Consider the following 24,362-nt stretch of genomic DNA (forward strand, 5'->3'; position numbering starts at 1 on the left):
GCGGGGGGCTCACCACTCCCGGGGGGCGATCAGCTCCTCGATGTCCGCGTCCTCGAACCCGTAGGCCGTGGCCACGAACCAGAAGTCGTCGCCTATCTCCTCACGCGCGATCGTCTCGATCTCGCTGCCCGCCTCGTCGAACTCGGCCTCCAGGTCGTTGAACTCCTCCGTGGCCGCGTGCGTCAGCACGTACAGCGCGTCGAGGTCGGCGGGCTTCTCCGCCTCGATCCGCTCGCACAGCGCCACCAGGATGGCCTTGCCCTTGTCGAGCACGTGCGCGGGGGCGTGCTCCGTCTTGTACAGGCCACCGAGAAACGCGTGGTCCTTCACCTGCTGGTTCGTGAGCGGCACGAGAGTCTTCCCATCTCCGGTCCTGCTGCGACAAGCTGACGGACCGATCATGCACGACCCCACTGACATCAGGCCCACTCCCAGCCGATGCCGAGGATGCCGGGCCCGGCGGTGTGCCGGACGAGGTGGACCGTACGGCTGGCGCCGCTCAGCGTCAGCTCCTGCGCCCCGCTCGGGCGCGCGCCCGCGGACGTACGCGCGAAGCTGTGGCAGCGGACGGGCAGTTCGGCCGTGTCGAAGCCGACCTGGAGCACGTACGGGCCGCCGCCGAACCGGAAGCCACGTACGTACTCGTGGCTGACGCCGCCCGTGCCGTCCTCGAACCTGTAGCCGAAGACATAGGTCTCCCCCGTGCGCAGCCGGGTGTCGAAGAGCAGCTCCGTCACCACGACCGGCGCGCCCGCGCTCCAGCGCACGCGCCCCACCCGGCAGTTCTCCTCCGCCCGTACGCGCACCCGTTCCGGCACGCAGCCGGAGTCGCCGTAGTGGATGGCGAAGCAGCGGTCGATGCCGTCGCGGTGGGCGCGTACCGCCTGCTGGGAGGCGCGGCTGAGCAGTTCACGGCGCGGCCCGATCCGTACGCGCTCCCAGTGGTCGAGGATGTGCAGTCCTCCGTCGGGCGGGGAGTCCGAGTCCAGCTCGGCGAGCAGCACGCGGAGCACGTCGGGGCGTTCGAAGAGCGACTGGTACGAGCGTGAGGCGGGCCGGTCCTCGCCGCCGTCCACCGGGGCGAGCAGCCGCAGCAGCGAGCCGTCGGGCAGCCCGAGGACGTCCTCCAGCGCCCGTACGGCGCGCAGCGACTCCGGGCGGCGGGGGCGGCGGGCGCCCTGCTGCCAGTAGCTGAGACTGGTGACGCCGACGTGGATGCCGCGCTGCGCGAGCCGGTGGCGTACGCGGTGCAGCGCGAGGCCCCGCGCCTCGATCGCGGCGCGCAGCGCGAGGTGGAACGGGCCGGTGCGCAGGACCCGGTCGAGGCCGCCGGGGGTGCCGGTCTCCGTGGAGTGAACGTTCACAGCCTCCGCACCGTCCTTCCGCCGCCCACCAGCCCGTGAGCCGGGCCGGTTCACATTCGGTCCCCCGTGTTCACACCTCGTTCCCGCCCCGTATTGAAGCGTGTTGACCAGGTACCGACAACTCACGATGCTCGACGTCAGCAGCATCCGGATGCGCTCCTCCGCCCCCTTCATCCCTGGGAGGAACGCCATGTCCCCACTGACCCGCAGGCGTCGCAGACGTCTGACGCTGGCCGCGACCGCGGCGGCCGCGCTGATCGCGGTACCCGCCGCGGTCGCCACGGCGGCGCCCGACACCCCCGCGGCCACGGACGGTACGCCGCGCGCGCTCGGCGCCAAGAAGCTCGACATCAGCATGCAGGCCCAGCAGATGAGCAACTGGTGCTGGGCGGCGGCGGGCAACACCATCGCCACCTGGATGGGCAAGAACTACAACCAGAACGCCTTCTGCAACGCCGCCTTCAACCGCGGCCAGGGCAGCTCCTGCCCCAACAACCAGGCCACCCTGGGCAATGTGCAGAACGCCCTCGACTGGATGGGCATCAACCCCGGCTCGTACGTCTCCGGCTGGCTGCGCTACGACACCGTGCAGCGCGAGGTCAACGCGGACCGGCCGGTCGAGACCCGCATCCAGTGGAGCTCGGGCGGCGGCCACATGCACGTCCTGTACGGCTACGACACCAGCAAGAGCTGGGTCTACTGGGGCGACCCCTGGCCGTCCAACAGCCGCTACAACTGGGCGTCGCACGACTGGTACATCAACAACAACCAGTTCTCGTGGACCCATTCGCTCTACGGGATCGGAGCGTGAGGTCATGACCAGGATTTCTCCCCTGCCCTACAGCTCGGCCCGCACCGCGGTCGGCGCCGGACTCCTGACCGTCGTGCTGCTCGGCCTCGCTCCCGACGCGCACGCCGACGACGGCGGGGCCGCCGAGCCCCCGGCGCCGCCCCAGGGCGCGGCCGCCGCCGCGCACAAGGCCGCGGCGGACGACGGCACGCTGGGCACCCTCGCGCGCTTCTTCGCCCGCGACGGCGCCGTCACCGCCAAGAAGGCGGAGCCGCGCGTGAAGGGCGGGGCCGTGCCCGTCTACACGCTCTCGAAGGACTTCGTGGCCGCGAAGAGCGCCTCGCGCGCCGCCGGCCGGCCCGTGGCCGAACTGGAGCTGTTCGCCAGCGAGGCCGTCTCCTCCGACGGGCAGCGCGCCTCGGTCATGTCGGCGCGCACCCCGAAGGGCTGGCGGGTCGTGAACATCGCGACCGGCGCCGACGAGACGCGGTACGCCGCCAAGGGCGCGGCGAAGGCCCCCGGCGGAACCGTCTTCCAGGAGCCGCAGATCGACGCCTGGTACGTGCTGGACGGCACCCGCGTCCTGCCGCTCGACCCCGACGCGCGCAAGGCGGTCGGCGCCGGGGGGACGGGCCTGGGCGCGTACCACGCGCGGGTCCACAAGGCGTACGCCGACAAGCTTCCGGGCTCCGGTTACGACAGGAAGGGCCTCGCGGGAGGCTTCGGCCCGAAGAAGGGGAACAACACCTTCGAGGCAGCGTCCACGGCGAACACACGTACCAGTGACGGTAGTACGTCCGCGCTGGGCGCCGTCGGCGCGAGCGCGGCGGCCGTCGCGGTGGCCGCGGGCGGCACCTGGCTGGTGCGGCGCCGCGTCCGCCCGTCGCACGGCTGACCGTTCCCCCTCCGGGGCCCGGGCCGCGTCGGCGGTCCGGGCCCCCGTCGTACCGCTCCGTCGTACTGCTCAGATGTCCTACTGCTCTGACCGAGAACTGTCCGAGTGTTCATGCCGATTTCCACCCGTCATCTGGTGTAGACCGGTGCCCCTTGGGACGCTGTGCCGCGCTGTGCACAGAAGTGCGGAAGTACTCGATTCACACGTGTCTGTGGGGTACGCGTTGAGACAGGTCCACGTACACCGAAGAAGAAGATTCCTCTCCAGAGCCGTCCTTCCGGCCGCCGCCCTCGCCGCGTTGACGGCGGGTCTGCTCCCGGCCGGGGCGGTCTCGGCCGACACTCCCGGGGAACCCGGCGGAGCGGCCCGGACCGCAGTCCAGGAGCCGCGCCCGCTCGGGCTGGCGGGCGGCGACGGGATGGAGCTGGAGAGCACCGAACGGCCCGTCGCGCCCGGCGCGAAGCTGACCTCGTTCGACCGGCTGGAGTCCGACAAGTGGCTCCGCGCCGACGCGCTCAGCCTCACGCTCGGCGGCGGCGCCAAGGGGACCAGGGCCGACTACCTCTCGTCCGGCAAGGTCTCTGAGCGCAAGAAGGTCAGCGAGCTGGCGAAGGCGCACGACCCGGGCAAGGGACGCCGTACGGTCGCCGCGTTCAACGCCGACTTCTTCGACATCAACGAGACGGGGGCGCCGCTCGGCCCCGGAGTGCGGGACGGTGAGCCGACGCACTCCTCCGAGCCCGGCACCACCGAGGCGGTCGGCATCGGCCCCGAGGCCGCGGGCCGGATCCTCGACCTCTACTTCGAGGGCACCCTCACCCTTCCGGACGGCAAGCGGAAGCTGGAGGGCTACAACTCGGCCAATGTGCCGCTCAACGGCGTCAGCGCGTACAACTCGCGGTGGGGCGAGGCCGACCGCGCGATGACGGTCGACGGCTCCGAACGTACGACCGAAGTCACCGTCGAGGACGGGAAGGTCACCTCGGTCTCCGAGAAGCCCGGCAAGGGCGCGATCCCCGAGGGCGTGACGGTGCTGCTCGGCCGGGACCTCGGTGCCGACGCGCTGGCGAAGCTGAAGACGGGCGACCCGGTCTCCACGGAGTTCCACGTACGGACCGACGACGGCTCGGCGCTGCCCCGTACGGCGGTCGGCGGGCGCGGGCTGCTGGTCGTGGACGGCGAGCCGCAGGACTGGGAGGGGCGGCCGAACAACGCGACCGCGCCGCGCACGGCGGTCGGCTTCTCCAAGGACGGCGGCACCATGCACGTCCTGACGGTCGACGGCCGCCAGACCACCTCGGGCGGGGTCACGCTCACCGAACTGGCCCTGATGATGAAGAAGCTGGGCGCGTACAACGCGCTCAACCTCGACGGCGGCGGCTCCTCCACCCTCCTGGCCCGTGAACCCGGCGCGCGGGAACCGCAGCTGGAGAACTCCCCCTCCGACGGCGAGCAGCGCGAGGTCCCCAACGGCCTCGCCCTGACCGCGCCCGAGGGCAGCGGGCGGCTCTCCGGCTTCTGGGTCGAGACCGCGGTGGACCGCGACAAGGCCCCGACCGCCGACAATGTGCCGGGCGGCCATCCGGAGCGCGTCTTCGCCGGTCTGTCGCGGAAGCTCACCGCCGCCGGGTACGACGAGACGTACGGCCCCGCGCGCGGCACCGGCACCCCGCGCTGGCAGGCGGCGCGGCCCGGCGTCGGCCGGGTCGACGGCTCCGGGGTCTTCCACGCGCGCCGCGCGGGCAGCACCGAAGTGACCGCGAGGCAGGGCGCGGCCAGGGGTTCGACGAAGCTCCAGGTGCTCGGCGAACTCGCGCGCGTCACCCCGACCAAGGAGCGCGTGGGCCTCGCCGACGCCTCGGCGACGGGCACGTTCGGGCTGGTCGGCCACGACGCGGACGGCAACAGCGCGCCCATCGACCCGGCGGACGTACGGCTGGACTACGACCGTTCCCTCTTCGACATCGCCCCTGACCCGGACGCCTCGACGGGCGGCTTCACGGTGAAAGCGCGCGGAGGCCAGGATTCGGCGTCCGGGACGGTCAACGTCCGCGTCGGGGAACGGTCGGTGCGCATGGCCGTGACGGTCGGGCTGCGCGAGCAGACGGCGGCCGACTTCGAGGACGCCTCGGCCTGGCGCTTCTCCGCCGCGCGGGCGAGCGGCTCGGTCGCTCCGGACCCGGACGGCCAGAGCGGCAAGGGCCTGAAGATGACCTACGACTTCACCCAGTCGACGGCCACCCGCGCCGCCTACGCCACGCCGCCCGCCCAGATCCCGGTCGGCGGCCAGCCCCAGAGCTTCACGATGTGGCTCAAGGGCGACGGCAAGGGCGCCTGGCCCTCGCTCCATCTCAAGGACGCGCTCGGCACGGACCAGGTGCTGCGCGGCCCGAACGTGGACTGGACGGGCTGGAAACAGGTCACGTTCGAGGTGCCGGAGGGCGTCACGTACCCGCTCAAGGTGCACCGCTTCTATCTGGCGGAGACGCGCGCCATGTCGCAGTACAAGGGCGAGGTGGTGATGGACCAGCTCGTGGCCCGTACGCCGCCGGACGTCGATCTGCCGCCCGTACGGCGCCCGCACGACCCGCTGATCTCGACGGCGGCCGACACGGCGGGGCGCGACTGGCGGTTCGCGGTGATGTCGGACGCGCAGTTCGTGGCGCGCGATCCGGACAGCGACATCGTCCGCCAGGCCCGCCGCACGCTGCGCGAGATCCGCGCGGCCCGGCCCGACTTCGTCGTGATCAACGGCGACCTGGTCGACGAGGGCTCACCCGAGGACCTGAAGTTCGCGCGGAAGATCCTGGAGGAGGAGCTGGGCGACGCGGTGCCCTGGTACTACGTGCCGGGCAACCATGAGGTGATGGGCGGCTCGATCGATAACTTCGTACGCGAATTCGGTCCGGCGCGGCGTACGTTCGATCACAAGGGGACACGGTTCCTCACGCTGAACACCTCGTCGCTGACCGTACGAGGCGGCGGCTACGCGCAGTTCCAGGAGCTGCGCTCCCAGCTGGACGCGGCGGCCCGCGACCCCCGCGTCGGCTCGGTGACCGTGATCCAGCACGTACCGCCGCGCGATCCGACGCCGCAGCACGCCAGCCAGCTCACCGACCGGATGGAGGCGGACCTGCTGGAGGACTGGCTCGGCGACTTCCGCGCCCGTACGGGCAAGGGCGCGGCGCTGGTCGGCTCGCACGTCGGGGTCTTCGACGCCTCGCGGGTGAACGGCGTCCCGTACCTGATCAACGGCAACTCGGGGAAGGCGCCCGCGGCGCCGCCCGCCGACGGCGGGTTCACGGGCTGGTCGCTGCTCGGCGTCGACCGGGGCAGGCCGCCCCGGAACGGCGACTGGCTCTCGGTCCAGACCCGCGCCCATGTCGACGGCCTGTCCGTGGACGCGCCCGCCGAACTGCGCGCGGGCACCTCGGACCGGGCGACCGCGACCGTACGCCAGGGCACCCGCGAGATCCCGGCGTCCTGGCCGCTGAGCGCGGACTGGCCCTCCTCCCCCGGCCTCTGCGTCAAGGACACGGTGGCCAGGGGGCGCTGCGTGGCGACGTACGACCCGGCGACGGGCACGCTCACGGGCCGCAGGCCGGGCACGGTGAAGCTGGCGGTCCTGGTGAACGGTTCACGGGCGGAGCGGGAGGTGAGGGTGGTCCGCTGACCCGTACGGAGCACGACAAGGGGGCCGGTCCTGGTGTGGACCGGCCCCCTTTCGGCTGCGCACGGGGTCAGGACTCGACGTCCGCCTTGTCCTCGTCCTTGTCCTTGTCCTTGGACGCGGCCTCGGCGAGGGCCTGCTTCTTGGAGGCCCGCAGCGAGGTGATCGTCGTGACGACCAGGACCGCGCAGATCACGCCGAGGGAGACGGGGATGCTGATCTCCGGCACGTGCACACCCAGCTCGTGCAGGGCGTGCAGCACCAGCTTGACGCCGATGAAGCCGAGGATGATCGACAGCCCGTACGACAGGTGGACCAGCTTCTTCAGCAGCCCGCCGATGAGGAAGTAGAGCTGCCGCAGGCCCATCAGCGCGAAGGCGTTGGCCGTGAAGACGATGTACGGGTCCTGGGTGAGGCCGAAGATCGCGGGGATCGAGTCCAGCGCGAACAGGATGTCGGTCGAGCCGATCGCGAGCATCACGATCAGCATCGGCGTCATCAGCCGCTTGCCGTTCTCGATGATGAACAGCTTGGTGCCGTGGTACTTGTCGGTCGACGGGAAGCGCCGCTCCACCGCCTTCAGCAGGCGGTTCTCCTCCCAGTCCTCGTCCTCCTCGTCGGCCCGCGCCTCCTGGATCAGCTTCCAGGCGGTCCAGATGAGGAAGGCGCCGAAGATGAAGAAGACCCACGAGAAGGTCGAGATGATCGCGGCACCGGCCGCGATGAAGATCGCGCGCAGCACCAGCGCGATGAGCACGCCCACCATCAGCACCCGCTGCTGGTAGATGGTCGGCACCGCGAACTTCGCCATGATCAGGATGAAGACGAACAGGTTGTCGACGCTGAGGGACTTCTCCGTGATGTACCCCGCGAAGAACTCTCCGGAGGCCTGGCTTCCGCCGTCGCCGCCGAAGAAGAAGACGCCGAGCCCGAACAGCGCGGCGAGCACGATCCAGACGACCGTCCAGGTGCCGGCCTCCCTGAGGGAGACCTCGTGCGGCTTACGGCCGCCGATGAAGAAATCGACAGCGATGAGGGCGCAGAGACCAACGATGGTCAGCACCCATACGGACAGGGAAACGTCCATGAGCTCCTCCGGCTTGCATACCAGCATGGGCCGGAGGTCTCTTCCACCCGGGAGTCCCGGGCCGATGCCCCGGGACCGGCTTCACTGCCGGTCCGTACTGACGGGGCCACCGCGGGGCTGGGAATACTCCCCTCCGATGCAAAGAAGAGTAAAGCAATCCCATGAACAGGTAAAGAGACGCAGGTCTCAGCCTCAGCGGGAACCGCCGCCGGGCGACCAGCGGCCCTCGACGGCCTGCCGCAGCACCCGGGGCACGATCTCGCTGCCGCTCGGCGCGAGCGGCGGCTCGTACGTCCAGGCGTGACCCACCCAGGGGTCGGCCAGATGGTCGCTGGCGACGGGCGTGAGCCGCAGCAGCGCGCGCCAGAGCGGATCGAGCACAGGCCCGTACGCCCGCGCGTCCTCGCGGTCGGCCACCATCATCAGGTGCACGCCGACGGCCGGGCCCTCGTCCGCGAGATAGCGGAGCTGGGTGACGGCACGGTCGTCGAAGCCGTGCGGGAAGTCATGGACGACCAGGAGCTGGTCCGCCGGGTCGACGTCCAGGGGCAGCGCGTCGGTGGCGCCGCTCCGTACGGCCATCTGGACGAGATCCACGCGCCGGGTCAGCAGCTCCAGCGTCTGCGAGACGCCCGCGGCCCCGGCGGCCGGAGGCTCCGGGAGGGCGCCCGAATCGACGAGCGGGGCGAGCGCGGACGCGGCGGAACCGGCCGGGTCGATCACCCGCACGGTGAACTCGCCGGGCGGATACACCGCGTAGAGCCGGGCGGCGACGGCCGTCGCGGTCTCGGCGGCGAGACGGCGCAGCTCGCCGGTGTCGGCGCCGACGGCATCGACGGAGGCCGCCTCGCGCCCGCAGTCGATCCACAGGCCGCGCTCCAGCGGCAGCCGCACCAGCATCGGGATCCGCAGCTCGGCGTGCTCGGGCAGGCTGAGATCGCCCAGGCGGAGGGCCATCGGGGTGTCGTCCGGCAGCTCGTACCCGTGCCAGACGGGGTTGTCCCAGCGGGCCAGCGCGGGCGGCAGCGCGGGCTCGACGACCTCGGCCTCGGCGGTGAGCTGCGCGAGGTCCCGGTCGAGCACGGTCTGCGCCTGCTCCACGAGGCGCGCGTGCTTGGCGCGCGCCTCGGTGCGCGCCGCGTCCGCCGCGGGGCCCACGCGGGTCCTCGGGTCGTCCAGCACGCGGTCGATCTCGCGCTCCATGCGCGACTCGGCGAAGTCGATCGCCGAACGGTACGCCGCGACCGTACGGGCCAGGTCCTCGAACATGCCCCAGACCTGGTTGTAGAGCCGCTCCTCCATCGACCAGCCCGGCGCGTCACCGGCGACGGGCTCCTCGCTCCCGCCCTGCGGCCCGGGAGCCGCGGGCGCCGACTGGGCCGGGGAGGAGGGGCGGCCGGGGTGGCGGTAGTTGATCCCGCCGGTGGACGCGGGGCCGTCGGAAGGACTGCCGTCAGAGGGACTACCGTCGGACGGGGCACCCTCCACGGGCGTACCGCCCGGCGGGGTGCCGGTGGTCTCCGGGCGCTCGCGGCCCGCGCTCTCCGCGCCGGTGCGGCCCCGGTGCGCGGCGTGCGCGGCGCTGCGCTCGCGGGTGCCCTCGCCGTCCTGCGGGGGCGGGGGCGCGACGGAGCGGGCGAGCCCGGCGGCCACCGTCTCGTTGATGGTGGCGGCCAGCTCGTGGGCCTTGGGGAGGCCCTGGTCGTCGAGCATGGCGGCGAGGCCGCCCGCGTACCCCTGACCGACGGCGCGGACCTTCCAGGCGTCCTGCCTGCGGTACAGCTCCAGCGCGACGACGGCCGACTCGGCGTCGAGGCCGGTGACCGTGTACGTGGCGATCTCCGCCCCGTCGAGCCCCGTGACCGCGAGGTACGGGGCGGCGAGGGGGCCGAAGCTCGTCGGGCCGCCGACGTCCGTGGGGAGCGCCAGCAGCACGTTCACCCGGTGGACGTCCTCGGGGAGCGCGGCGAGGTCCACCGCGAGGCGGTGGACGGCGGCGGCCTGCCGGGAGGCCTCCAGCCCCGGCAGCTGCGGGGCCGCGGGGTGGGCGATCCAGTCCGCGTCGCGCAGCCGGCCCGCCTCGTCGTTGAGCGTCGCCCCGGCGATCACCGGTTTCCCCGCCGAGACCCGGATCTCCACCCGGACGTCCGGCAGCGGATGGTTCTGCCCACGGACCAGTTCGGCCGTCATCCTCACGCCCCTCCCCGGGCCACGCTGGTCGGTCCCGTCCCCGTCAGAGCTGCGGCAGGATCGCGGGCATCAGGTCCTGGAACGTACGGCCGTTGGCCGGGTTGCCGATGGCCGTCATCTGCCAGCCGCTGCCCTGGCGGTGCACCTTCGCCATGATCTGCGCCGTGTACTCGCCGCCGCCCGTGAGGGTGAAGCGCGCCATCTCCTGACCGTTCGTCTCGTCGACGAGGCGGCAGAACGCGTTCTCCACCTCGGCGAAGGTCTGGCCGGTGAAGGAGTTGACCGTGAAGACGATCTGGTCGATGTGGACGGGGACGCGCTGGAGGTCGACCATGATCGCCTCGTCGTCGCCGCCCTGGCCCGCGCCGCCCACCAGGTTGTCCCCGGTGTGCTTGACGGAGCCGTCGTCGCTGACCAGGTGACGGAAGAAGACCACGTCGACCGGCTGCTTGTCGGCGAAGAGAACGGCCGAGGCGTCGAGGTCGATCTCCTTGGACCGCTTGCCGAAGAGGCCGCGCCGCGGGGCCGCCTTCCAGCCGAGGCCCATACGCACCGCGGTCAGGGTGCCCCCATCGCTCTTCTCCAGGCTGATGGCCTGTCCCTTGGACAAGTTGACCGTCACGTGCGTTCCCCTCTCGACAGTGCCGCACGCCGCCGGGTTCCGAGCCCCGGCGGCTGTCACGCACCGCACCCTACGCATGCGCGGGAAGGGGCTGATCGGCCTCCCCCGCCATTGTGTCGTTCTTGCAACACTCCGCAGGCTACGAGCGCTACTTGAGCCCGGCCTCCCTCATCTGACGCAGCTCTTTCTTCATCTCCCCGACCTCGTCGCGCAGCCGCGCGGCGACCTCGAACTGGAGCTCCGCGGCGGCCGCGCGCATCCGCTCCGTCAGCTCCTCGATGGTCTCGGCCAGCTCCGCCGCGGGCCGGTCGGTCAGCTCGCCGGACTCCTTGCCGCGCTTCTTGGCGGGGGTGGGCGCCTTGCCGGGCTTGCCCGCGGCCTTGCCGCCCTTCCCCGTCTCGTCCCGCTGGCGGTACCCCGTCTCCAGGAGCTTCTCGGTGTCGACCTCCTCGCGGGCGATGTCCGCGACGATGTCGCCGATCTTCTTACGGAGGGGCTCGGGGTCGATGCCGTGCTCCTCGTTGTACGCCACCTGCTTCTCGCGGCGGCGGTTCGTCTCCTCGATGGCGCGCTGCATGCCGGGGGTGACCTTGTCGGCGTACATGTGCACCTGGCCGGAGACGTTACGAGCCGCGCGGCCGATCGTCTGGATCAGCGAGGTGCCGGAGCGGAGGAAGCCCTCCTTGTCGGCGTCGAGGATCGCCACGAGGGAGACCTCGGGCAGGTCCAGGCCCTCACGGAGCAGGTTGATCCCCACCAGGACGTCGTACTCCCCGGAGCGGAGCTCGCGCAGCAGCTCGATACGGCGGAGCGTGTCCACGTCGCTGTGCAGATAGCGGACCCGGATGCCCAGCTCGATGAAATAGTCGGTGAGGTCCTCGGCCATCTTCTTGGTGAGGGTGGTGACCAGGACGCGCTCGTCGCGCTCCTCGCGGAGCCGGATCTCGTGCACCAGGTCGTCGATCTGGCCGTCGGTGGGCTTGACGACGACCTCCGGGTCGATGAGCCCGGTGGGGCGGATGACCTGCTCGACGAAGCCGTCGCCCCGCGCCAGCTCGTACGGCCCCGGGGTGGCGGACAGATACACCGTCTGGCCGATCCGTTCGAGAAATTCTTCCCATTTCAGGGGGCGGTTGTCGAGCGCGGAGGGGAGCCGGAAACCGTGCTCGATCAGGGTGCGCTTCCGGGCCGCGTCCCCCTCGTACATCGCGCCGATCTGCGGGACCGTCTGGTGCGACTCGTCGATGACGAGCAGGAAGTCGTCCGGGAAATAGTCCAGCAGGGTGTGCGGGGCGGTGCCCGGCTCGCGGCCGTCGATGTGCCGCGAGTAGTTCTCGATGCCGGAGGCGGTGCCGATCTGGCGCATCATCTCGATGTCGTACGTGGTGCGCATGCGGAGGCGCTGGGCCTCCAGGAGCTTGCCCTGCTTCTCCATCGAGGCGAGCGTCTCGGTGAGCTCGGCCTCGATCGCGTTGATCGCGCGCTCCATGCGCTCCGGGCCCGCGACGTAGTGCGAGGCCGGGAAGACGTACAGCTCCTCGTCGTCCGAGATCACCTCGCCGGTGAGGGGGTGGAGCGTGGAGAGGGCCTCGATCTCGTCCCCGAACATCTCGATCCGGACGGCCAGCTCCTCGTAGACCGGGAAGATCTCGATGGTGTCGCCCCGGACCCGGAAGGTGCCCCGGGTGAACGACATGTCGTTGCGCGTGTACTGGATGTCGACGAAGCGGCGCAGCATGGCGTCCCTGTCGATCTCCTCGCCGACCTTGAGGGGGACCATCCGGTCCACGTACTCCTGCGGGGTGCCCAGGCCGTAGATGCAGGAGACGGAGGCGACCACGACCACGTCACGCCGGGTGAGCAGCGAGTTGGTGGCGCTGTGGCGGAGGCGCTCCACCTCCTCGTTGATCGACGAGTCCTTCTCGATGTAGGTGTCCGTCTGCGGGACGTACGCCTCCGGCTGGTAATAGTCGTAGTAGGAGACGAAATACTCCACCGCGTTGTTCGGCAGGAGCTCGCGGAACTCGTTGGCCAACTGGGCGGCCAGAGTCTTGTTGGGCGCCATCACCAGGGTCGGACGCTGGAGCTTCTCGATCATCCACGCGGTGGTCGCCGACTTGCCGGTGCCGGTCGCACCGAGCAGCACGACATCCTTCTCACCTGCGCCGACGCGCTGCGCGAGCTCGGCGATGGCGGTGGGCTGGTCCCCGCTGGGCTGATACGGGCTGACGACCTCGAAGGGCGCCACCTTGCGTTCGATTTCGGTGTTGGGCCGCATGGCAACCACGGTACGGCCCGCCACTGACAACGGGCGAAGATTCCCAAACGGACAGAGGCTGGCGAAAACATGCCGTATGTCCGATGCACGGTCAGCGACCCGGACGTCCCTCGTTCAACTTCCCGCCACTTCGTCCCCGCTTTCCTGTATTGCGCCTCGGGAACGCTCTTCGCTGTCCGTGCACAAACAGATGCGAGGAGTTCCGCATGTCGATACGCCCTCTGACGGCCACCGCCACCGCAGGCGGCGCGCTGCTGGGTATGACCGCACTCTTCCTCACCGCGGCCCCCGGAGCGGCGGCCGCGCCGCAGAGCGACTCGCCGCTGCCGGTGGCGCACCGCGGGGCCTCCGCGTACGCGCCCGAGAACACCTTGGCCGCCGTGGACAAGGCCGACCGGCTGGGCATCCAGTGGGTCGAGAACGACGTCCAGCGCACCAAGGACGGCAAGCTGGTGATCCTCCACGACACCACGCTCGCGCGCACCACCAACGTCGAGCAGGTGTTCCCCGACAGAGCCCCGTGGAACGTCTCCGACTTCACCGCGAAGGAGATCAGGAAGCTCGACGCGGGAAGCTGGTTCAGCAAGAAGTACGCGGGTGAGCGGATCCCGACCCTCCACGAGTACATGAACCGCGTCAGCCGTAACGGACAGCGGCTGCTGATGGAGCTCAAGGCCCCGGAGCTGTACCCGGGGATCGAGAAGCAGACCCTCGGCGAGCTGCGCGCGTATGGCTGGCTGGACGGGCACCACCTCAAGAAGAAGCTGATCGTCCAGAGCTTCAACGCGACCTCCGTAGAGAAGGTCCACAAGCTGCAGCCCGCCGTGAAGACCGGCTTCCTGGGGAACCCGGCCGCGAGCGAGCTGAAGAAGTACGCGAAGTTCTCCGACCAGATCAACCCGCGCCACGCGGCGGTCACCAAGGACTACGTGAAGGCCATCCACGGTGTGAAGGGCCCGCACGGCCGTCCGCTGGAGGTCTTCACCTGGACCGTCGACGACGCGCCGACCGCCGTGAAGGTGGCCAAGGCGGGCGTGGACGGGATCATCTCCAACAAGCCCGACGTGGTGCGCGCCGCGACCCAGGGCCTCGGCTCGGGGCTGGACCTCGACTACTGATCCCCCGGCCGCGGGCGGCCGGCGTCCGTTGTCAGTGGGGGCCTCTAGGGTTCCCGTATGACAGAGACGTCGGCCGCCCCCGCGCGCACCTGTTCGTACACGGTGCGGGACACCCCGATCGGCCCCCTGCTCCTCGCCGCGACGGACGAGGGGCTCGTCGAGGTCGTCTTCCACGCCAGAGGGCGCGCCATGGAGCGCGCCCTCGCGCGTCTCACCGCCGCGCTGGGCGCCCGGCCCGTGCGGACGGACGACCCCGCCGCGTCCCCGCACCCGGCGCTCGCCGTCGCGGCGGACGAGCTGAGCCGCTATTTCGCCGGTGAGCTGCGCGCGTTCACCGTGGACCTGGACTGGACGCTCTCCGGCGGGTTCAACGAGAAGGTGCTCCGCGAGCTGACGGCCTCCGTGCCCTTCGGCGCGACGGCGGGCTATCAGGACCTGGCCGACCGGGTCGGCGAGCCCGGCGGGGCCCGCGCGGTGGGTGCCGCCATGGGGTCCAATCCGCTGCCGGTCGTCGTCCCCTGCCACCGCGTGGTGGAGAGCAGCGGCGGCATAGGCGGCTTCGGCGGCGGCCTGGAGACCAAGCGGGTGCTGCTCGCCCTGGAGGGCGTCCTTCCCGAACCGCTGTTCTGAGCCTCTTCCGCGCCCGTTCCACGCCTGTTCCGTGAGAGGCGTTGTGGGGTGCGTGGGGTGTCTCTAGGCTCCTCGGACGAACGAATCATCGAGGCCCCCCTGAGAGAGGCTGATCGTGAATCTTCGTATCCCCCCACGCCGCTTCCGACTGTCCTTACGCGTCCTGGTGCCTCTGCTGGCCGGGCTCTGCGCCCTGGTCGGCGGCCAGACACTCGCGTCCGCCGGGACCACGGACGGCTCCCGTGCCCGCGCGGCCGTCGTCGTGACCTATGACGCCAGCGGCTCCGCGGAGTTCGCCGACGCCGTGAAGAAGGGCGTCGGCGTCTGGAACGAGAGCGTGCAGAACGTCGAGCTGAAGCCCGCCGAGAGCGGCGAGCAGGCCGATGTCACCGTCCTCGCCGACGACGGCTGGCCCCGCGCCCAGGTGCCCGAGCTGGGCAAGGGCACGGTCTGGATGGGCCGCCAGGCCGTGAACGAGGGCCATGACGTCGTCCGTATCGCCTCGCACGAGTTCGGGCACATCCTCGGACTCCCCGACCGCAAGCCGGGCCCCTGCTCCAGCCTGATGTCCGGCGCCTCGGCCGGCCCGGACTGCACCAACCCGAACCCCAACGAGGAGGAGAAGGCCGAGGTCGAGAGCAACTTCGGCAGCCAGTACGCCAAGCTGCGCGACGTCCGCCTGGACCGCGAGTACATCGACCGGCCCTGAGAGGTGCACCCCCCGCCCCTCGGCCTGGTCCGGCGGGGCGGGGGGTGTCACACTGCGCGGCGTGACCGACATTCGCGATTCCGCCGACGCTCCTGACAGCGGGGAGATATCCCACGAGGCCCCGCCGGGGAACGGGGCCGCCTCCGGTGCCGCTTCCGGTGCCGCTTCCAGCTCCGTTCCCGGCCCCGGGGAGCTCGACGCGCTCCGGCGTCGTACGCAGGCCGTGCTGATCGCCAGTCAGATCCTGGGCGGGCTCGGGGTGTCGACGGCCGTGGCACTGGCGGCCGTGCTGGCCAAGGACATCGGAGGCTCGGAGGCCGTGGCGGGGCTGGCGTCCACCTCGTCGGTGATCGGGACGGCGCTGCTGTCGCTGCCGTTCGCCTCGCTGATGGCCGCGCGGGGCAGGCGGGTCGGGCTGACGCTCGCCTACGTCGTCGCGGCGGTGGGCGGCGCCGTCGTCGTCGTGGCGGCCGCGCTCGCGAACTTCCCGCTGCTGCTGATCGGCATGGCCGCGTTCGGGGCCGGGAACTCGGCGAACCTCCAGGCGCGGTTCGCCGCGGCCGATCTCGCGGAGCCCGCGCGCCGGGGCCGCGCGATCTCCACCGTCGTCTGGGCCACCACCATCGGCGCCGTCCTCGGCCCCAACATCGCGGCCCCGGCGGGGCGGAGCACCTCCGGGCTGGGGATCCCGGCCGCCGCCGGGCCCTTCGTCTGGGGCACCGGCGTCTTCCTGGTCTCGGCCGTGCTGGTGCATCTGCTGCTGCGGCCCGACCCGCTGCTGACCGCCCGCGCGCTCGCCGAGGCCGAGGCCGGGGGCGAGGGGGGCGGCGGGGCCGGCGAGCGCTCGCTGAAGGCCGCGCTCGCGACGGTCAGGGACTCGGCGCGGGCCCGGCTGGCGCTCGTCACCATCGCGGGCTCGCACACGGTGATGGTCTCCGTGATGGTCATGACGCCCGTCGACCTCGGCGGGCACGGCGCCGACATCGCGCTGATCGGACTGGTCATCAGCGGTCACGTCGCGGGCATGTACGCCTTCTCGCCGGTCATGGGATGGCTCGCCGACCGGCTCGGGCGGCTCTCCGTGATCCTGCTGGGCGTCGCGCTGCTCGCCGTCGCCACCGCCCTCGCCGGTACGGCGAACGGCCACCACGCGCAGTCCGCCGCCGGGCTCTTCCTGCTGGGCCTGGGCTGGTCGGCGGGGCTGGTGGCGGGCTCGGCGCTGCTCACCGACTCCGTGCCGCAGCCCGCGCGCGCCGCCGTCCAGGGGCTCTCGGACCTCATCATGAACGCGGCGGCGGGCGTGGGCGGCGCCCTCTCCGGCCTCGTCGTCTCCGGCGCGGGCTACGGCTGGCTGAACGCGGGCGCCGCGGCGCTGCTCGTACCGGTCGCGGCGCTCACCCTGCTCTCGCTCACCCGCCGCAACCGCGCGCGGTCCCACGAGCCGAACGTCTAGGAGAACGGCACCAGTTCGAAGCCGACCGCGTTCCCGCCGCCGAACCGCGCCCCGTGCATCTCCAGGCCGCCGGTCACGATCGTCCTGGCGTACGCCTCCGGGTCCTCGTCCGTGAGCGCGGTGATGTACGCGCGGTGCTCGTTCAGCGAGGCGAGCGCGGCGTCGACCGCGCGCTCCCCCACGGCCTGCGCGTGGGTGACGTACGGGGAGGCCGAGACGGCGGCCCAGCGCACCCCGTCCCAGGGCGCGAGGCCGTCCTCCAACTGGTCGGCGAAGATCCACCTGTTGCCCGCGTCGCCGATGGCGTCGAGCGCGGCGCGGCCCACGGCGCGGTGGTCGGGGGTGTTCCGCCAGGCGCCGGGGCCGGTGCCCCAGGTCTCGTGGTGGTTCGCGGTGATGACGAGCTCGGGCCGCCAGCGGCGGATGGCGCGGGCGATGTCGGCGCGCAACGCCGGGCCCTCCTCGATGACGCCGTCGGGGTGGCCCAGGAACTCCAGTTCGGTGACGCCGACGGCCGCCGCGCTCGCGCGCTGCTCGGCCTCACGCACCCGCGCGCACTCGACGGGCGGCAGGGTGTCGATGCCCGCCTCGCCGCTGGTGGCCAGCACGTAGGCGATCTCCTTGCCCTGCGCGGTCCACTCCGCGACGGCCGCGGCAGCCCCGTACTCCAGGTCGTCCGGGTGGGCGACGACCGCCAGCGCGCGCTGCCAGTCCCCGGGCATCGCTTCCAGCCGCTGTCCCTCGTGCTCCTCGCTCACCAGTGCTCCTAGGTCGTGTCTTCAAAGTCCCGTCTGCCCGGTGGCGTCTGGCACGCACGCTCGCGGCGTTGTCGTCAGTCGCCAATGCTCCGCAGTGGCTCCTTCCTCCGCCTTGCGATCGCACGCACCAGACGCCACCGGGCCCGCCCTTCGGGCGGACGACGCTACTTTGAAGACACTCCCTAGCGCCGTTCGAAGGGGGTCCATTCGAGCTTCTCGCCGCTGCCCTCGCCGGGACGGGAGCCCCACTGGCGCCGTCCGTCCCGCTCCATCATGGGGTCAAGACTCACAAACAACCCGACGAACAACAACAGCAGCAGGGGGCCGATCAGGATCGGCGTCAGGGTGCCGATGGCCGAGGTCCCGGTGCTGTCGTCGCCCCCGGGGCCGTGCAGATGGACGGTGACGGCGCGCATCGCCGTGTAGTGCATGCCGCTGACGGCGACGCCCATGATCAGGGCGGCGGCGATGGCTGCACCGAAGAGCCTCACGGACATCGAGAACCACAGCGCGGCCGTCGCCGCGAAGACCGCGATGCCGACGGAGAGCAGCACCGTCTGCGTGTCGTACCCGATGCTGCCGCTCATCCGCATGCCCGCCATGCCCAGGTAGTGCATGGCCGCGACGCCCAGGCCCGTGATCACGCCCCCGGCGAGCAGCGTGCCCGTGGTCTTGCCGAGGTATCCGACGAGGAAGATGCCGAGGCCGACCACGACGACGGCCACCACGAGGCTCGCGTAGGTGGTCAGCAGGTCGTACGTGATCTCCATGCCCTGCGCGGTGAAGCCCATCATCGCGATGAAGTGCATCGTGAAGATGCCGGTGCCGATGGCCAGCGACGCGAGTAACAGCCATCCGGCCCTCTCGTTGCGCCGGAGGCTGAGCGCGCGGGCCATGCACCGCAGCCCCAGGGCACTGCCCAGGCAGGCCATCACATACGCCGCTATGGGCGTGACCAGTCCGTACGTGAATCCGTCAACCGGTACCCCGGCCGCGCTCTGCATCATCATCCCCATACCAGGGCTCGCTGTGGCCCGCTCGATGATCGAAAGGTCGTCACACAATGCGCACCCGGCGCAACGCGGCCCCATCGTAGAGACACAACTACTCCGTAGTACCCCCTTCTGCGGAGCTCGTCTCAGCTCATCGCGTCACACCCGCACGGAGGCTTCACTTCGGGTCGGCGACAAAGGACGCTTCCCGGAAGGAACTGTTGGAAAGCGCGGGCCGGGCGCCCGCGCGGGCACAGGAAAGCGAGGCACCGCCATGCCTCCCCTGACGACCCGGATCCTGCTCGGCCACGCCGCCGCGGGCAGGACGCGGCCCTCACCGCTCCGGCGGGCGCGGCGCGCGGTGCGGCACCCGTCCCGCGTCGCGCCGTACGTACGCCGTCTGGTCCGCGACTGGCGGCTGCGCCGGACGGCCGGGGACGACCACATCGCGTTCTACCGGGGCGTGATGCGCGCGGACACCGCGCGGAACCCCAACGGGGCGGTCGGCACGCCGTCGGAGGAGCGCTGGAACGCGCTGGGCGAGCTGCAGTTCAGCTATCTGCGGGCGCACGGGCTCGCGCCCTCGCACCGGCTGCTGGAGATCGGCTGCGGCAATCTGCGCGCGGGATGGCGCTTCATCGACTATCTGGAGCCGGGCCACTACTACGGCGTGGACATCTCGCCGGACATCCTGCTCGCGGCGCAGCGCGTGCTGGCCGAGCGCGGGCTCCAGCACAAGCTGCCGTACCTGTGCGCGATCGGCGACATGCGCCTCGCGCACCTGCCGGACGCGACGTTCGACGTGGTGCACGCGCACAGCGTCTTCTCGCACTCGCCGCGGCACGTCATCGACGAGTGCTTCGCGCACGTACGGCGCGTGCTGAAGCCCGGCGGCTTCTTCGACTTCACGTACAACCGTACGGACGGCGAGGAGCACCACGTCCTGCACGAGGACTTCTACTACCGGCCCGCCACGCTGCTCGCGCTGGCCGAGTCGCGGGGGTTCACGGCGGTCCCGATGGACGACTGGGACGCACTCCCGCACAAGCAGTCGAAGATCCGCGTGACGGCGGGTGCCGGGGACGGCTGAGCCGCCCCGGCACCCTCGCGTCGTATCGGACTGTCGGGCTGTCGGGCTGTCGCGCTGCCGGGCCGTCAGTACTGCGCGAGGAGCTCGCGCAGGAAGTCGGCCCGGGGGCTGCCGCCCGCCTCGTACAGCTCCAGGGCGCGCGCGAGCTGTTCGCGCGCCGTGTCCTCGTCGCCGCCAGGGCCCGCCGTCCACGCGGCGAGGGCTTCGAGGGCCTCGGCCTCGTAGTGGGTGGCCTGGCACTCGCGCAGGGCGTGCACGGCGTCCTCGTACGCCCGTACGGCGTCCTCGTGGGCCCCGGCGCCCTCCAGCGCGCGGCCCAGGATGGTCAGCGTGCGGCCCATGCCGCGCGGGTCCTCCAGCTCGCGGAGCGCCTCCTCGGCCGCGCGCAGCTCGGGCACGGCCTTCTCGAACTGCCCGGCGGCGCAGAGCCCCCAGCCGAGGAAGGAGCGTGCGAGGGCGGCCCCGCGCGCGTCGCCCGCCTGCTCGTTGAGGGCGAGGGAGCTCTCGTAGGCGGCGCAGGCGCGGTCGGCGTCGCGGGTCTGCCAGTAGCGGCCGTCCAGGCCGAGGGTGAGGGCGCGCAGCCGCGCGTCGCCGGTCGCGTCGGCGAGTTCGAGCGCCCGGTCGAGCTCCGCCCGCGCGCGCTCCTCCTCGCCCAGGTCGAGCAGCGGGCGGGAGAGCAGGGCGCGCAGCCGGGCCTCGGCCGCCGGGTTCTCGTCGGCGGCCGCCGCCTCGGCGCCCAGCGCGCAGCAGGCCACCCACTCCTCGGGCAGCCGGTGGTTGAGGTGGAGGGCGGTCAGGGACTCGGCCAGCTGCCACGCCTGGTGGGCCATGCCGCCGTGCTCGACGGCGGCGCGCAGTACGGCGAGCGCCTCGAGGCGCTCGACTATGAGCCAGCCGAGCGCGTGCAGGCGGCGGTCGGTGTCCCCGAACGGGTCGTAGGCACCGGGCCTGCGGACGGCCTCGCCGCCGACGCGCAGCCGACGCTCGCCCATCACGGCGAGGTCGGCGAAGGCGGCGCCGGTGACGTAGTAGTCGACACAGCGCTCCAGGACGGCTTCGCGCTCGGCGTCGCTCTCGACCTGCGCCGCCTGCTCGCGGGCGTGGTCACGGGCCTCGCCGAGGAAGCGGTACCGGCCGTCCTCGCCCTCTTCCAGGAGCTCCGCGTCCTCCAGCGCGTAGAGCAGTTCCTGCGCGGTCTCCGGATCGGCTCCCGAGACGCAGACGGCCTGGCCGATGTCCACGCTGTGGCCGGGGTACAGCCCTAGCAGCCGGTAGAGCCGTGCCTGTTCCGCCGTCAGGCCCTCGTAGGCAGCGGTGAAAACTGCGGTCACTGTGCGGTCCCCCCTGTGAGGATGGTACGGATCGTGCGGCGGGACGGCCCCGGGCCTCCCCTCCCAAGTCGCCGTCCAGCTCTGATGGATTGCCACCGTAGCGCCCCCGGCGTGGTCAGTGCGTCGCACCCCGGGGGCGTACGCCGTAGGCGGCGGCACCGACGGCGAGCACCGCGGCGCCGGAGAGCACGGAGGTGAGGGGCAGCGCGCAGGCGAGCACCGCGCAACCCGCCAGCCCGAGCGCCGGTACGAGCCGGGGCGGACGCCCCTCCTCCGGGGCCAGCGTCCAGGCCGAGGCGTTCGCGACGGCGTAGTAGACGAGCACCCCGAACGAGGAGAAGCCGATCGCGCCGCGCACGTCCACGGTCGCGGCCAGCACCGCGACGACCGCGCCGACCAGCAGCTCGGCCCGGTGCGGCACCTGGAAGCGCGGATGGACGGCCGCCAGCGCGCCGGGCAGCCGGCGGTCGCGGGCCATCGCCAGGACGGTGCGCGAGACGCCCAGGACGAGCGCGAGCAGCGAGCCCAGCGCGGCGAGAACGGCGCCGCCCCGCACCACCGGCACGAGCCAGTCGGCGCCCGAGGCGCGCGCCGCGTCCGACAAGGGCGCGGCGGAGTCCGCCAGGGCGCGCGGCCCCAGCACCGCGAGCGCCGCCACGGCGACGGCCGCGTAGACGACGAGGGTGATGCCGAGCGCCAGCGGGATCGCGCGGGGGATCGTGCGCGCCGGGTCCCTGACCTCCTCGCCGAGCGTGGCGATCCGGGCGTACCCCGCGAACGCGAAGAACAGCAGCCCCGCCGCCTGGAGCACGCCGCCCGCCGTGACACCGCCGGGGTGAACCGACGAGTCCGCCGGGTCCAACGGGTTCAGGTGGCCCGCGTCGGCCGCGCCGCTCGTCGCGACGGCGGTCACCAGCGCGGCCAGCACGGCGAGAACGAGCGCGACGACGACGCGGGTGACCAGGGCCGACTTGTGAACTCCCGCGTAGTTCACGGCCGTCAGCGCCACCACGGCGGCCACCGCGACGGCGTGCGCCTGCTCCGGCCAGGCGTACGCGCCGACCGTGAGCGCCATCGCCGCGCACGACGCCGTCTTGCCGACGACGAAGCTCCAGCCCGCGAGGTGCCCCCAGAACGGGCCGAGGCGCTCCCGCCCGTAGACGTACGTCCCGCCGGACTCGGGGTGGCGGGCGGCGAGCCGGGCCGAGGACGTCGCGTTGCAGTACGCCACGACGGCCGCCACGGCGAGGGAGACGAGCAGCGCCCCGCCCGCCGCCTCCGCCGCGGGCGCCAGCGCGGCGAAGATCCCCGCACCGATCATGGAGCCGAGCCCGATCAGCACCGCGTCCCCGAGCCCGAGGCCACGCGAGAGCGAACGCCGCGCGTCGTTCATGGGGCCGCTCAGCCGCCGTACGGGTTGTACGGGCCCGGCTGCTGCGGGGGCGGCTGGGGCGGGGCGTACGGCTGCTGCGGCTGGCCGTACGGCTGCTGGCCGTACTGCTGATCCCCGTACGGCTGCTGGCCGTACTGCGGCTGCCCGTACGGCTGCTGCGGGGGCTGGGCGTACCCCTGCTGCTGCGGGGCGTACTGCTGGGGCTGGGCGTACTGCTGCTGAGGCGGCTGGCCGTACGGCTGCGGGGCGCTGCCGAGGGTCGCGAGGAGCTGCTCCAGCTCGTTGCGCCACATCCGGTGGACGTTGACACGGACGGGCTGGGGCTTGTCCGGGAGGGTGATGTGGAAGAAGCTCCACAGCGGGTTGAGCTGGACCTCGCGGAAGAGGGCCTGCGCCTGGTCGCGCGGGATCGCGTGCACGATCTCCTTGGGGCGCTGGTTCCAGCGGTTCATCCGGTGCAGCAGGAGCGCCTGGTCCGTGACCGTGACGAAGTAGTACTTCACCAGGAACTGGCCGATGAGGCCGAGGAGTCCGACGCTGACCCACGGGGTCGGGCCCGTGACGGTCGCGAGCGTCACCAACGCCCTGTCGCCGGGCGCCTGCTGCGCGACGGCCTCGGTCACCTGCTGTTTCATCGTCGCCTTGCGGAAGGCCATCGACCCACTCCTGTTCCTGCCGTGCGTAGGACGCGCAGCGTACCGGTCGGTCTCCACGGCGGTCTCCCCGGCGGTCTCCCGGGGGAACGACGCGGTGCCAGACTGCCGACCGTGAGCGACAACGACAGCAGCAGCAGACGGACGGCGCGGCGCGGACGCCCCGCGCGGCTCTCCCGGGACCGGATCGTCGACGCGGCCCTGGCCCTCGTCACCGAGGAGGGCAGCGAGGCCCTGTCCATGCGGAAGGTCGCCGACGCGCTGGGGAGTGCCCCCATGAGCATCTACCGGCACGTGAGCGACAAGGACGAGCTGCTGCTGCTCGTCCTCGACCGCATCGTGGCCGGGCTGCCCCGCCCCGAACTGCCGGACGGGCCCCGCGACCGGCTGCTCGCGCTGCTGCGCTGGGAGCACGACGAGCTGGCGGAACGGCCGTGGATCGTGGACGTGCTGCGGCGCGGGGACCTGATGGCGCCGTCCGTGCTGTGGCTGCTGGAGGAGATCTACACGGCGTGGCAGGAGTGCGGGCTCTCCCTGGAGCAGGCGGTCACGGCGAACCGGATCGTCTGGGGCTTCCTCCTCGGCGACCTCGCCCAGCGCCGTTCGGCCCGTCCGGGGAAGCGGGCGCCGTACCAGGTGAGCGTGCCCGCCGGGGCCGATCCGGGGGCGTATCCGACAGTCGCGGCGCTGGGTCCGTACTGGAACGCGCCCGACCGGCGTGACCATTTCGCGGCGGATCTCGCCCTGCTGGTCGACGCGCTGCTGCGGGCGTGAGGCAGGTTCGGGGCAGGCCCGGGGCAGACCTGGGGCAGACCTGGCAGGGTGTTTGACGTCTCTGCGTACGCGTACGCAAAATGAGGGCATGGATGCCATCGAGACGCTCTACCGGCAGTGGCTGTTCGACCTGTGGCACGGCGACTTCGAACTGGCCGAGCAGATCCTCGCGCCCGACTTCGTCGGCCACTGGCCCAACTTCGACGTCCACGGGCCGCGCTCCGCCGCCGACCAGATCCGCCAGTCCCACACCTACTTCGCCGACATCGAGATCACCCTGGACGTGGGCCCCGTGATCGGCGACGGGAAGATCGCGGCCCGCTGGACGTTCCACGGCACGTACCGCGACGGCATCCCGGGGGCCACGGCGCCGCCGGGCACGCGCGTCGCGTTCTCCGGGATGGACATCTTCCGCGTCGCGGACGGCCGCCTGGCCGAGTACTGGGTCGTGTCCGACGGGCTCGGGATGATGACGGCGCTGGGCGCGCTGGACGGCCCGCCGTCCCCGTCCGCCTGAGGCGACGGCGAGGCGAGGCGAGGCAAGGCGACGGCAGGGTACGTCGCT

The 24,362-nt window shown here is 72.1% G+C and carries 21 protein-coding genes; 10 read left to right on the forward strand and 11 right to left on the reverse strand.

The annotated features are described in order from the left end of the window. Positions 1–9: 9 nt before the first annotated feature. Positions 10–351 (reverse strand): DUF5713 family protein, encoded by a 342-nt coding sequence (locus ACGF3A_RS18485; protein ID WP_393731018.1) that lies wholly within the window; start codon positions 349–351, stop codon positions 10–12. Positions 352–419: 68 nt separating this feature from the next. Beyond that, on the reverse strand, positions 420–1,364 hold the full coding sequence (locus ACGF3A_RS18490) for a hypothetical protein (RefSeq protein WP_393731020.1): 945 nt from the start codon (positions 1,362–1,364) through the stop codon (positions 420–422). 190 nt (positions 1,365–1,554) lie between these two features. Here ACGF3A_RS18490 and ACGF3A_RS18495 point away from each other — a divergent pair, with 190 nt between their 5' ends. From ACGF3A_RS18495 to ACGF3A_RS18505, 3 genes are all read left to right on the forward strand, one after another. Continuing rightward, positions 1,555–2,175 (forward strand): papain-like cysteine protease family protein, encoded by a 621-nt coding sequence (locus tag ACGF3A_RS18495; RefSeq protein WP_393731022.1) that lies wholly within the window; start codon positions 1,555–1,557, stop codon positions 2,173–2,175. A gap of 4 nt (positions 2,176–2,179) precedes the next feature. Next, positions 2,180–3,049 (forward strand): hypothetical protein, encoded by an 870-nt coding sequence (locus ACGF3A_RS18500; protein ID WP_393731024.1) that lies wholly within the window; start codon positions 2,180–2,182, stop codon positions 3,047–3,049. Between the two features lie 418 nt (positions 3,050–3,467). Beyond that, the gene (locus ACGF3A_RS18505) at positions 3,468–6,722 is read left to right on the forward strand and encodes a phosphodiester glycosidase family protein (RefSeq protein WP_393731881.1); all 3,255 of its coding nucleotides are present in this window, start codon (positions 3,468–3,470) and stop codon (positions 6,720–6,722) included. Between the two features lie 67 nt (positions 6,723–6,789). Here the strand turns inward: ACGF3A_RS18505 and ACGF3A_RS18510 are convergent, their stop codons facing one another. The 4 genes from ACGF3A_RS18510 to uvrB form a co-directional block, all read right to left on the reverse strand. Beyond that, entirely contained in the window at positions 6,790–7,806 is a 1,017-nt protein-coding gene (locus ACGF3A_RS18510; protein ID WP_393731027.1) for a TerC/Alx family metal homeostasis membrane protein, read from the reverse strand. A 192-nt stretch (positions 7,807–7,998) separates the two neighbouring features. Then, the gene (locus ACGF3A_RS18515) at positions 7,999–9,996 is read right to left on the reverse strand and encodes a TerD family protein (RefSeq protein WP_393731029.1); all 1,998 of its coding nucleotides are present in this window, start codon (positions 9,994–9,996) and stop codon (positions 7,999–8,001) included. Positions 9,997–10,039: 43 nt separating this feature from the next. Further along, entirely contained in the window at positions 10,040–10,618 is a 579-nt protein-coding gene (locus ACGF3A_RS18520; RefSeq protein WP_393731031.1) for a TerD family protein, read from the reverse strand. A 148-nt stretch (positions 10,619–10,766) separates the two neighbouring features. Further along, positions 10,767–12,896, reverse strand: a complete 2,130-nt coding sequence (gene uvrB / locus ACGF3A_RS18525; protein WP_393731033.1) for an excinuclease ABC subunit UvrB — start codon at positions 12,894–12,896, stop codon at positions 10,767–10,769. A 206-nt stretch (positions 12,897–13,102) separates the two neighbouring features. On the opposite strand from uvrB, the gene ACGF3A_RS18530 reads away from it, so the two are divergent. The 4 genes from ACGF3A_RS18530 (at position 13,103) to ACGF3A_RS18545 (ending at position 16,806) form a co-directional block, all read left to right on the forward strand. Then, positions 13,103–14,014: a glycerophosphodiester phosphodiesterase gene (locus ACGF3A_RS18530; RefSeq protein ID WP_393731035.1), complete on the forward strand. Its 912-nt coding sequence runs from the start codon at positions 13,103–13,105 to the stop codon at positions 14,012–14,014. A 57-nt stretch (positions 14,015–14,071) separates the two neighbouring features. After that, positions 14,072–14,644: a methylated-DNA--[protein]-cysteine S-methyltransferase gene (locus ACGF3A_RS18535; RefSeq protein WP_393731037.1), complete on the forward strand. Its 573-nt coding sequence runs from the start codon at positions 14,072–14,074 to the stop codon at positions 14,642–14,644. Positions 14,645–14,792: 148 nt separating this feature from the next. Then, positions 14,793–15,353 carry a snapalysin family zinc-dependent metalloprotease gene (locus ACGF3A_RS18540; protein WP_393731882.1) on the forward strand — a complete coding sequence of 187 codons (561 nt, stop codon included), beginning with the start codon at positions 14,793–14,795 and terminating at the stop codon, positions 15,351–15,353. A gap of 70 nt (positions 15,354–15,423) precedes the next feature. Continuing rightward, positions 15,424–16,806 (forward strand): MFS transporter, encoded by a 1,383-nt coding sequence (locus tag ACGF3A_RS18545; protein WP_393731883.1) that lies wholly within the window; start codon positions 15,424–15,426, stop codon positions 16,804–16,806. Here the strand turns inward: ACGF3A_RS18545 and ACGF3A_RS18550 are convergent. Further along, on the reverse strand, positions 16,803–17,528 hold the full coding sequence (locus ACGF3A_RS18550; RefSeq protein WP_393731884.1) for a PIG-L deacetylase family protein: 726 nt from the start codon (positions 17,526–17,528) through the stop codon (positions 16,803–16,805). The genes ACGF3A_RS18545 and ACGF3A_RS18550 overlap by 4 nt on opposite strands. A 218-nt stretch (positions 17,529–17,746) precedes the next feature. Beyond that, on the reverse strand, positions 17,747–18,580 hold the full coding sequence (locus ACGF3A_RS18555; RefSeq protein WP_393731039.1) for an MHYT domain-containing protein: 834 nt from the start codon (positions 18,578–18,580) through the stop codon (positions 17,747–17,749). Positions 18,581–18,830: 250 nt separating this feature from the next. Here ACGF3A_RS18555 and ACGF3A_RS18560 point away from each other — a divergent pair, with 250 nt between their 5' ends. Next, positions 18,831–19,646 carry a class I SAM-dependent methyltransferase gene (locus tag ACGF3A_RS18560; protein ID WP_393731041.1) on the forward strand — a complete coding sequence of 272 codons (816 nt, stop codon included), beginning with the start codon at positions 18,831–18,833 and terminating at the stop codon, positions 19,644–19,646. A 65-nt stretch (positions 19,647–19,711) separates the two neighbouring features. On the opposite strand, the gene ACGF3A_RS18565 is transcribed toward ACGF3A_RS18560, so the two are convergent. The 3 genes from ACGF3A_RS18565 to ACGF3A_RS18575 form a co-directional block, all read right to left on the reverse strand. Beyond that, positions 19,712–20,977 carry a hypothetical protein gene (locus ACGF3A_RS18565; protein WP_393731043.1) on the reverse strand — a complete coding sequence of 422 codons (1,266 nt, stop codon included), beginning with the start codon at positions 20,975–20,977 and terminating at the stop codon, positions 19,712–19,714. A gap of 115 nt (positions 20,978–21,092) precedes the next feature. Continuing rightward, positions 21,093–22,370 (reverse strand): APC family permease, encoded by a 1,278-nt coding sequence (locus ACGF3A_RS18570; RefSeq protein ID WP_393731045.1) that lies wholly within the window; start codon positions 22,368–22,370, stop codon positions 21,093–21,095. 8 nt (positions 22,371–22,378) lie between these two features. Then, positions 22,379–23,026, reverse strand: coding sequence for a hypothetical protein (locus tag ACGF3A_RS18575; RefSeq protein WP_393731047.1), 648 nt, complete (start codon positions 23,024–23,026; stop codon positions 22,379–22,381). A 111-nt stretch (positions 23,027–23,137) separates the two neighbouring features. Here ACGF3A_RS18575 and ACGF3A_RS18580 point away from each other — a divergent pair, with 111 nt between their 5' ends. Both ACGF3A_RS18580 and ACGF3A_RS18585 read left to right on the forward strand, forming a co-directional pair. Then, positions 23,138–23,797, forward strand: coding sequence for a TetR/AcrR family transcriptional regulator (locus ACGF3A_RS18580; protein WP_393731049.1), 660 nt, complete (start codon positions 23,138–23,140; stop codon positions 23,795–23,797). A gap of 88 nt (positions 23,798–23,885) precedes the next feature. Further along, positions 23,886–24,314 carry an ester cyclase gene (locus ACGF3A_RS18585; protein ID WP_393731051.1) on the forward strand — a complete coding sequence of 143 codons (429 nt, stop codon included), beginning with the start codon at positions 23,886–23,888 and terminating at the stop codon, positions 24,312–24,314. Positions 24,315–24,362: the final 48 nt, after the last annotated feature.

Source organism: Streptomyces sp. NPDC048172, assembly GCF_043202595.1.
Lineage (GTDB): Bacteria > Actinomycetota > Actinomycetes > Streptomycetales > Streptomycetaceae > Streptomyces.

What these genes read in the sequence shown, in the direction of transcription:
- ACGF3A_RS18495 (WP_393731022.1), top strand. Translation starts at nt 1,555, where the DNA reads ATGTCCCCACTGACCCGCAGGCGTCGCAGACGTCTGACGCTGGCCGCG.
- ACGF3A_RS18500 (WP_393731024.1), top strand. Translation starts at nt 2,180, where the DNA reads ATGACCAGGATTTCTCCCCTGCCCTACAGCTCGGCCCGCACCGCGGTC.
- ACGF3A_RS18505 (WP_393731881.1), top strand. Translation starts at nt 3,468, where the DNA reads ATGGAGCTGGAGAGCACCGAACGGCCCGTCGCGCCCGGCGCGAAGCTG.
- ACGF3A_RS18510 (WP_393731027.1), bottom strand. Translation starts at nt 7,806, where the DNA reads ATGGACGTTTCCCTGTCCGTATGGGTGCTGACCATCGTTGGTCTCTGC.
- ACGF3A_RS18515 (WP_393731029.1), bottom strand. Translation starts at nt 9,996, where the DNA reads ATGACGGCCGAACTGGTCCGTGGGCAGAACCATCCGCTGCCGGACGTC.
- uvrB (WP_393731033.1), bottom strand. Translation starts at nt 12,896, where the DNA reads ATGCGGCCCAACACCGAAATCGAACGCAAGGTGGCGCCCTTCGAGGTC.
- ACGF3A_RS18530 (WP_393731035.1), top strand. Translation starts at nt 13,103, where the DNA reads ATGTCGATACGCCCTCTGACGGCCACCGCCACCGCAGGCGGCGCGCTG.
- ACGF3A_RS18535 (WP_393731037.1), top strand. Translation starts at nt 14,072, where the DNA reads ATGACAGAGACGTCGGCCGCCCCCGCGCGCACCTGTTCGTACACGGTG.
- ACGF3A_RS18550 (WP_393731884.1), bottom strand. Translation starts at nt 17,528, where the DNA reads ATGCCCGGGGACTGGCAGCGCGCGCTGGCGGTCGTCGCCCACCCGGAC.
- ACGF3A_RS18555 (WP_393731039.1), bottom strand. Translation starts at nt 18,580, where the DNA reads ATGGGGATGATGATGCAGAGCGCGGCCGGGGTACCGGTTGACGGATTC.
- ACGF3A_RS18560 (WP_393731041.1), top strand. Translation starts at nt 18,831, where the DNA reads ATGCCTCCCCTGACGACCCGGATCCTGCTCGGCCACGCCGCCGCGGGC.
- ACGF3A_RS18570 (WP_393731045.1), bottom strand. Translation starts at nt 22,370, where the DNA reads ATGAACGACGCGCGGCGTTCGCTCTCGCGTGGCCTCGGGCTCGGGGAC.
- ACGF3A_RS18575 (WP_393731047.1), bottom strand. Translation starts at nt 23,026, where the DNA reads ATGGCCTTCCGCAAGGCGACGATGAAACAGCAGGTGACCGAGGCCGTC.
- ACGF3A_RS18585 (WP_393731051.1), top strand. Translation starts at nt 23,886, where the DNA reads ATGGATGCCATCGAGACGCTCTACCGGCAGTGGCTGTTCGACCTGTGG.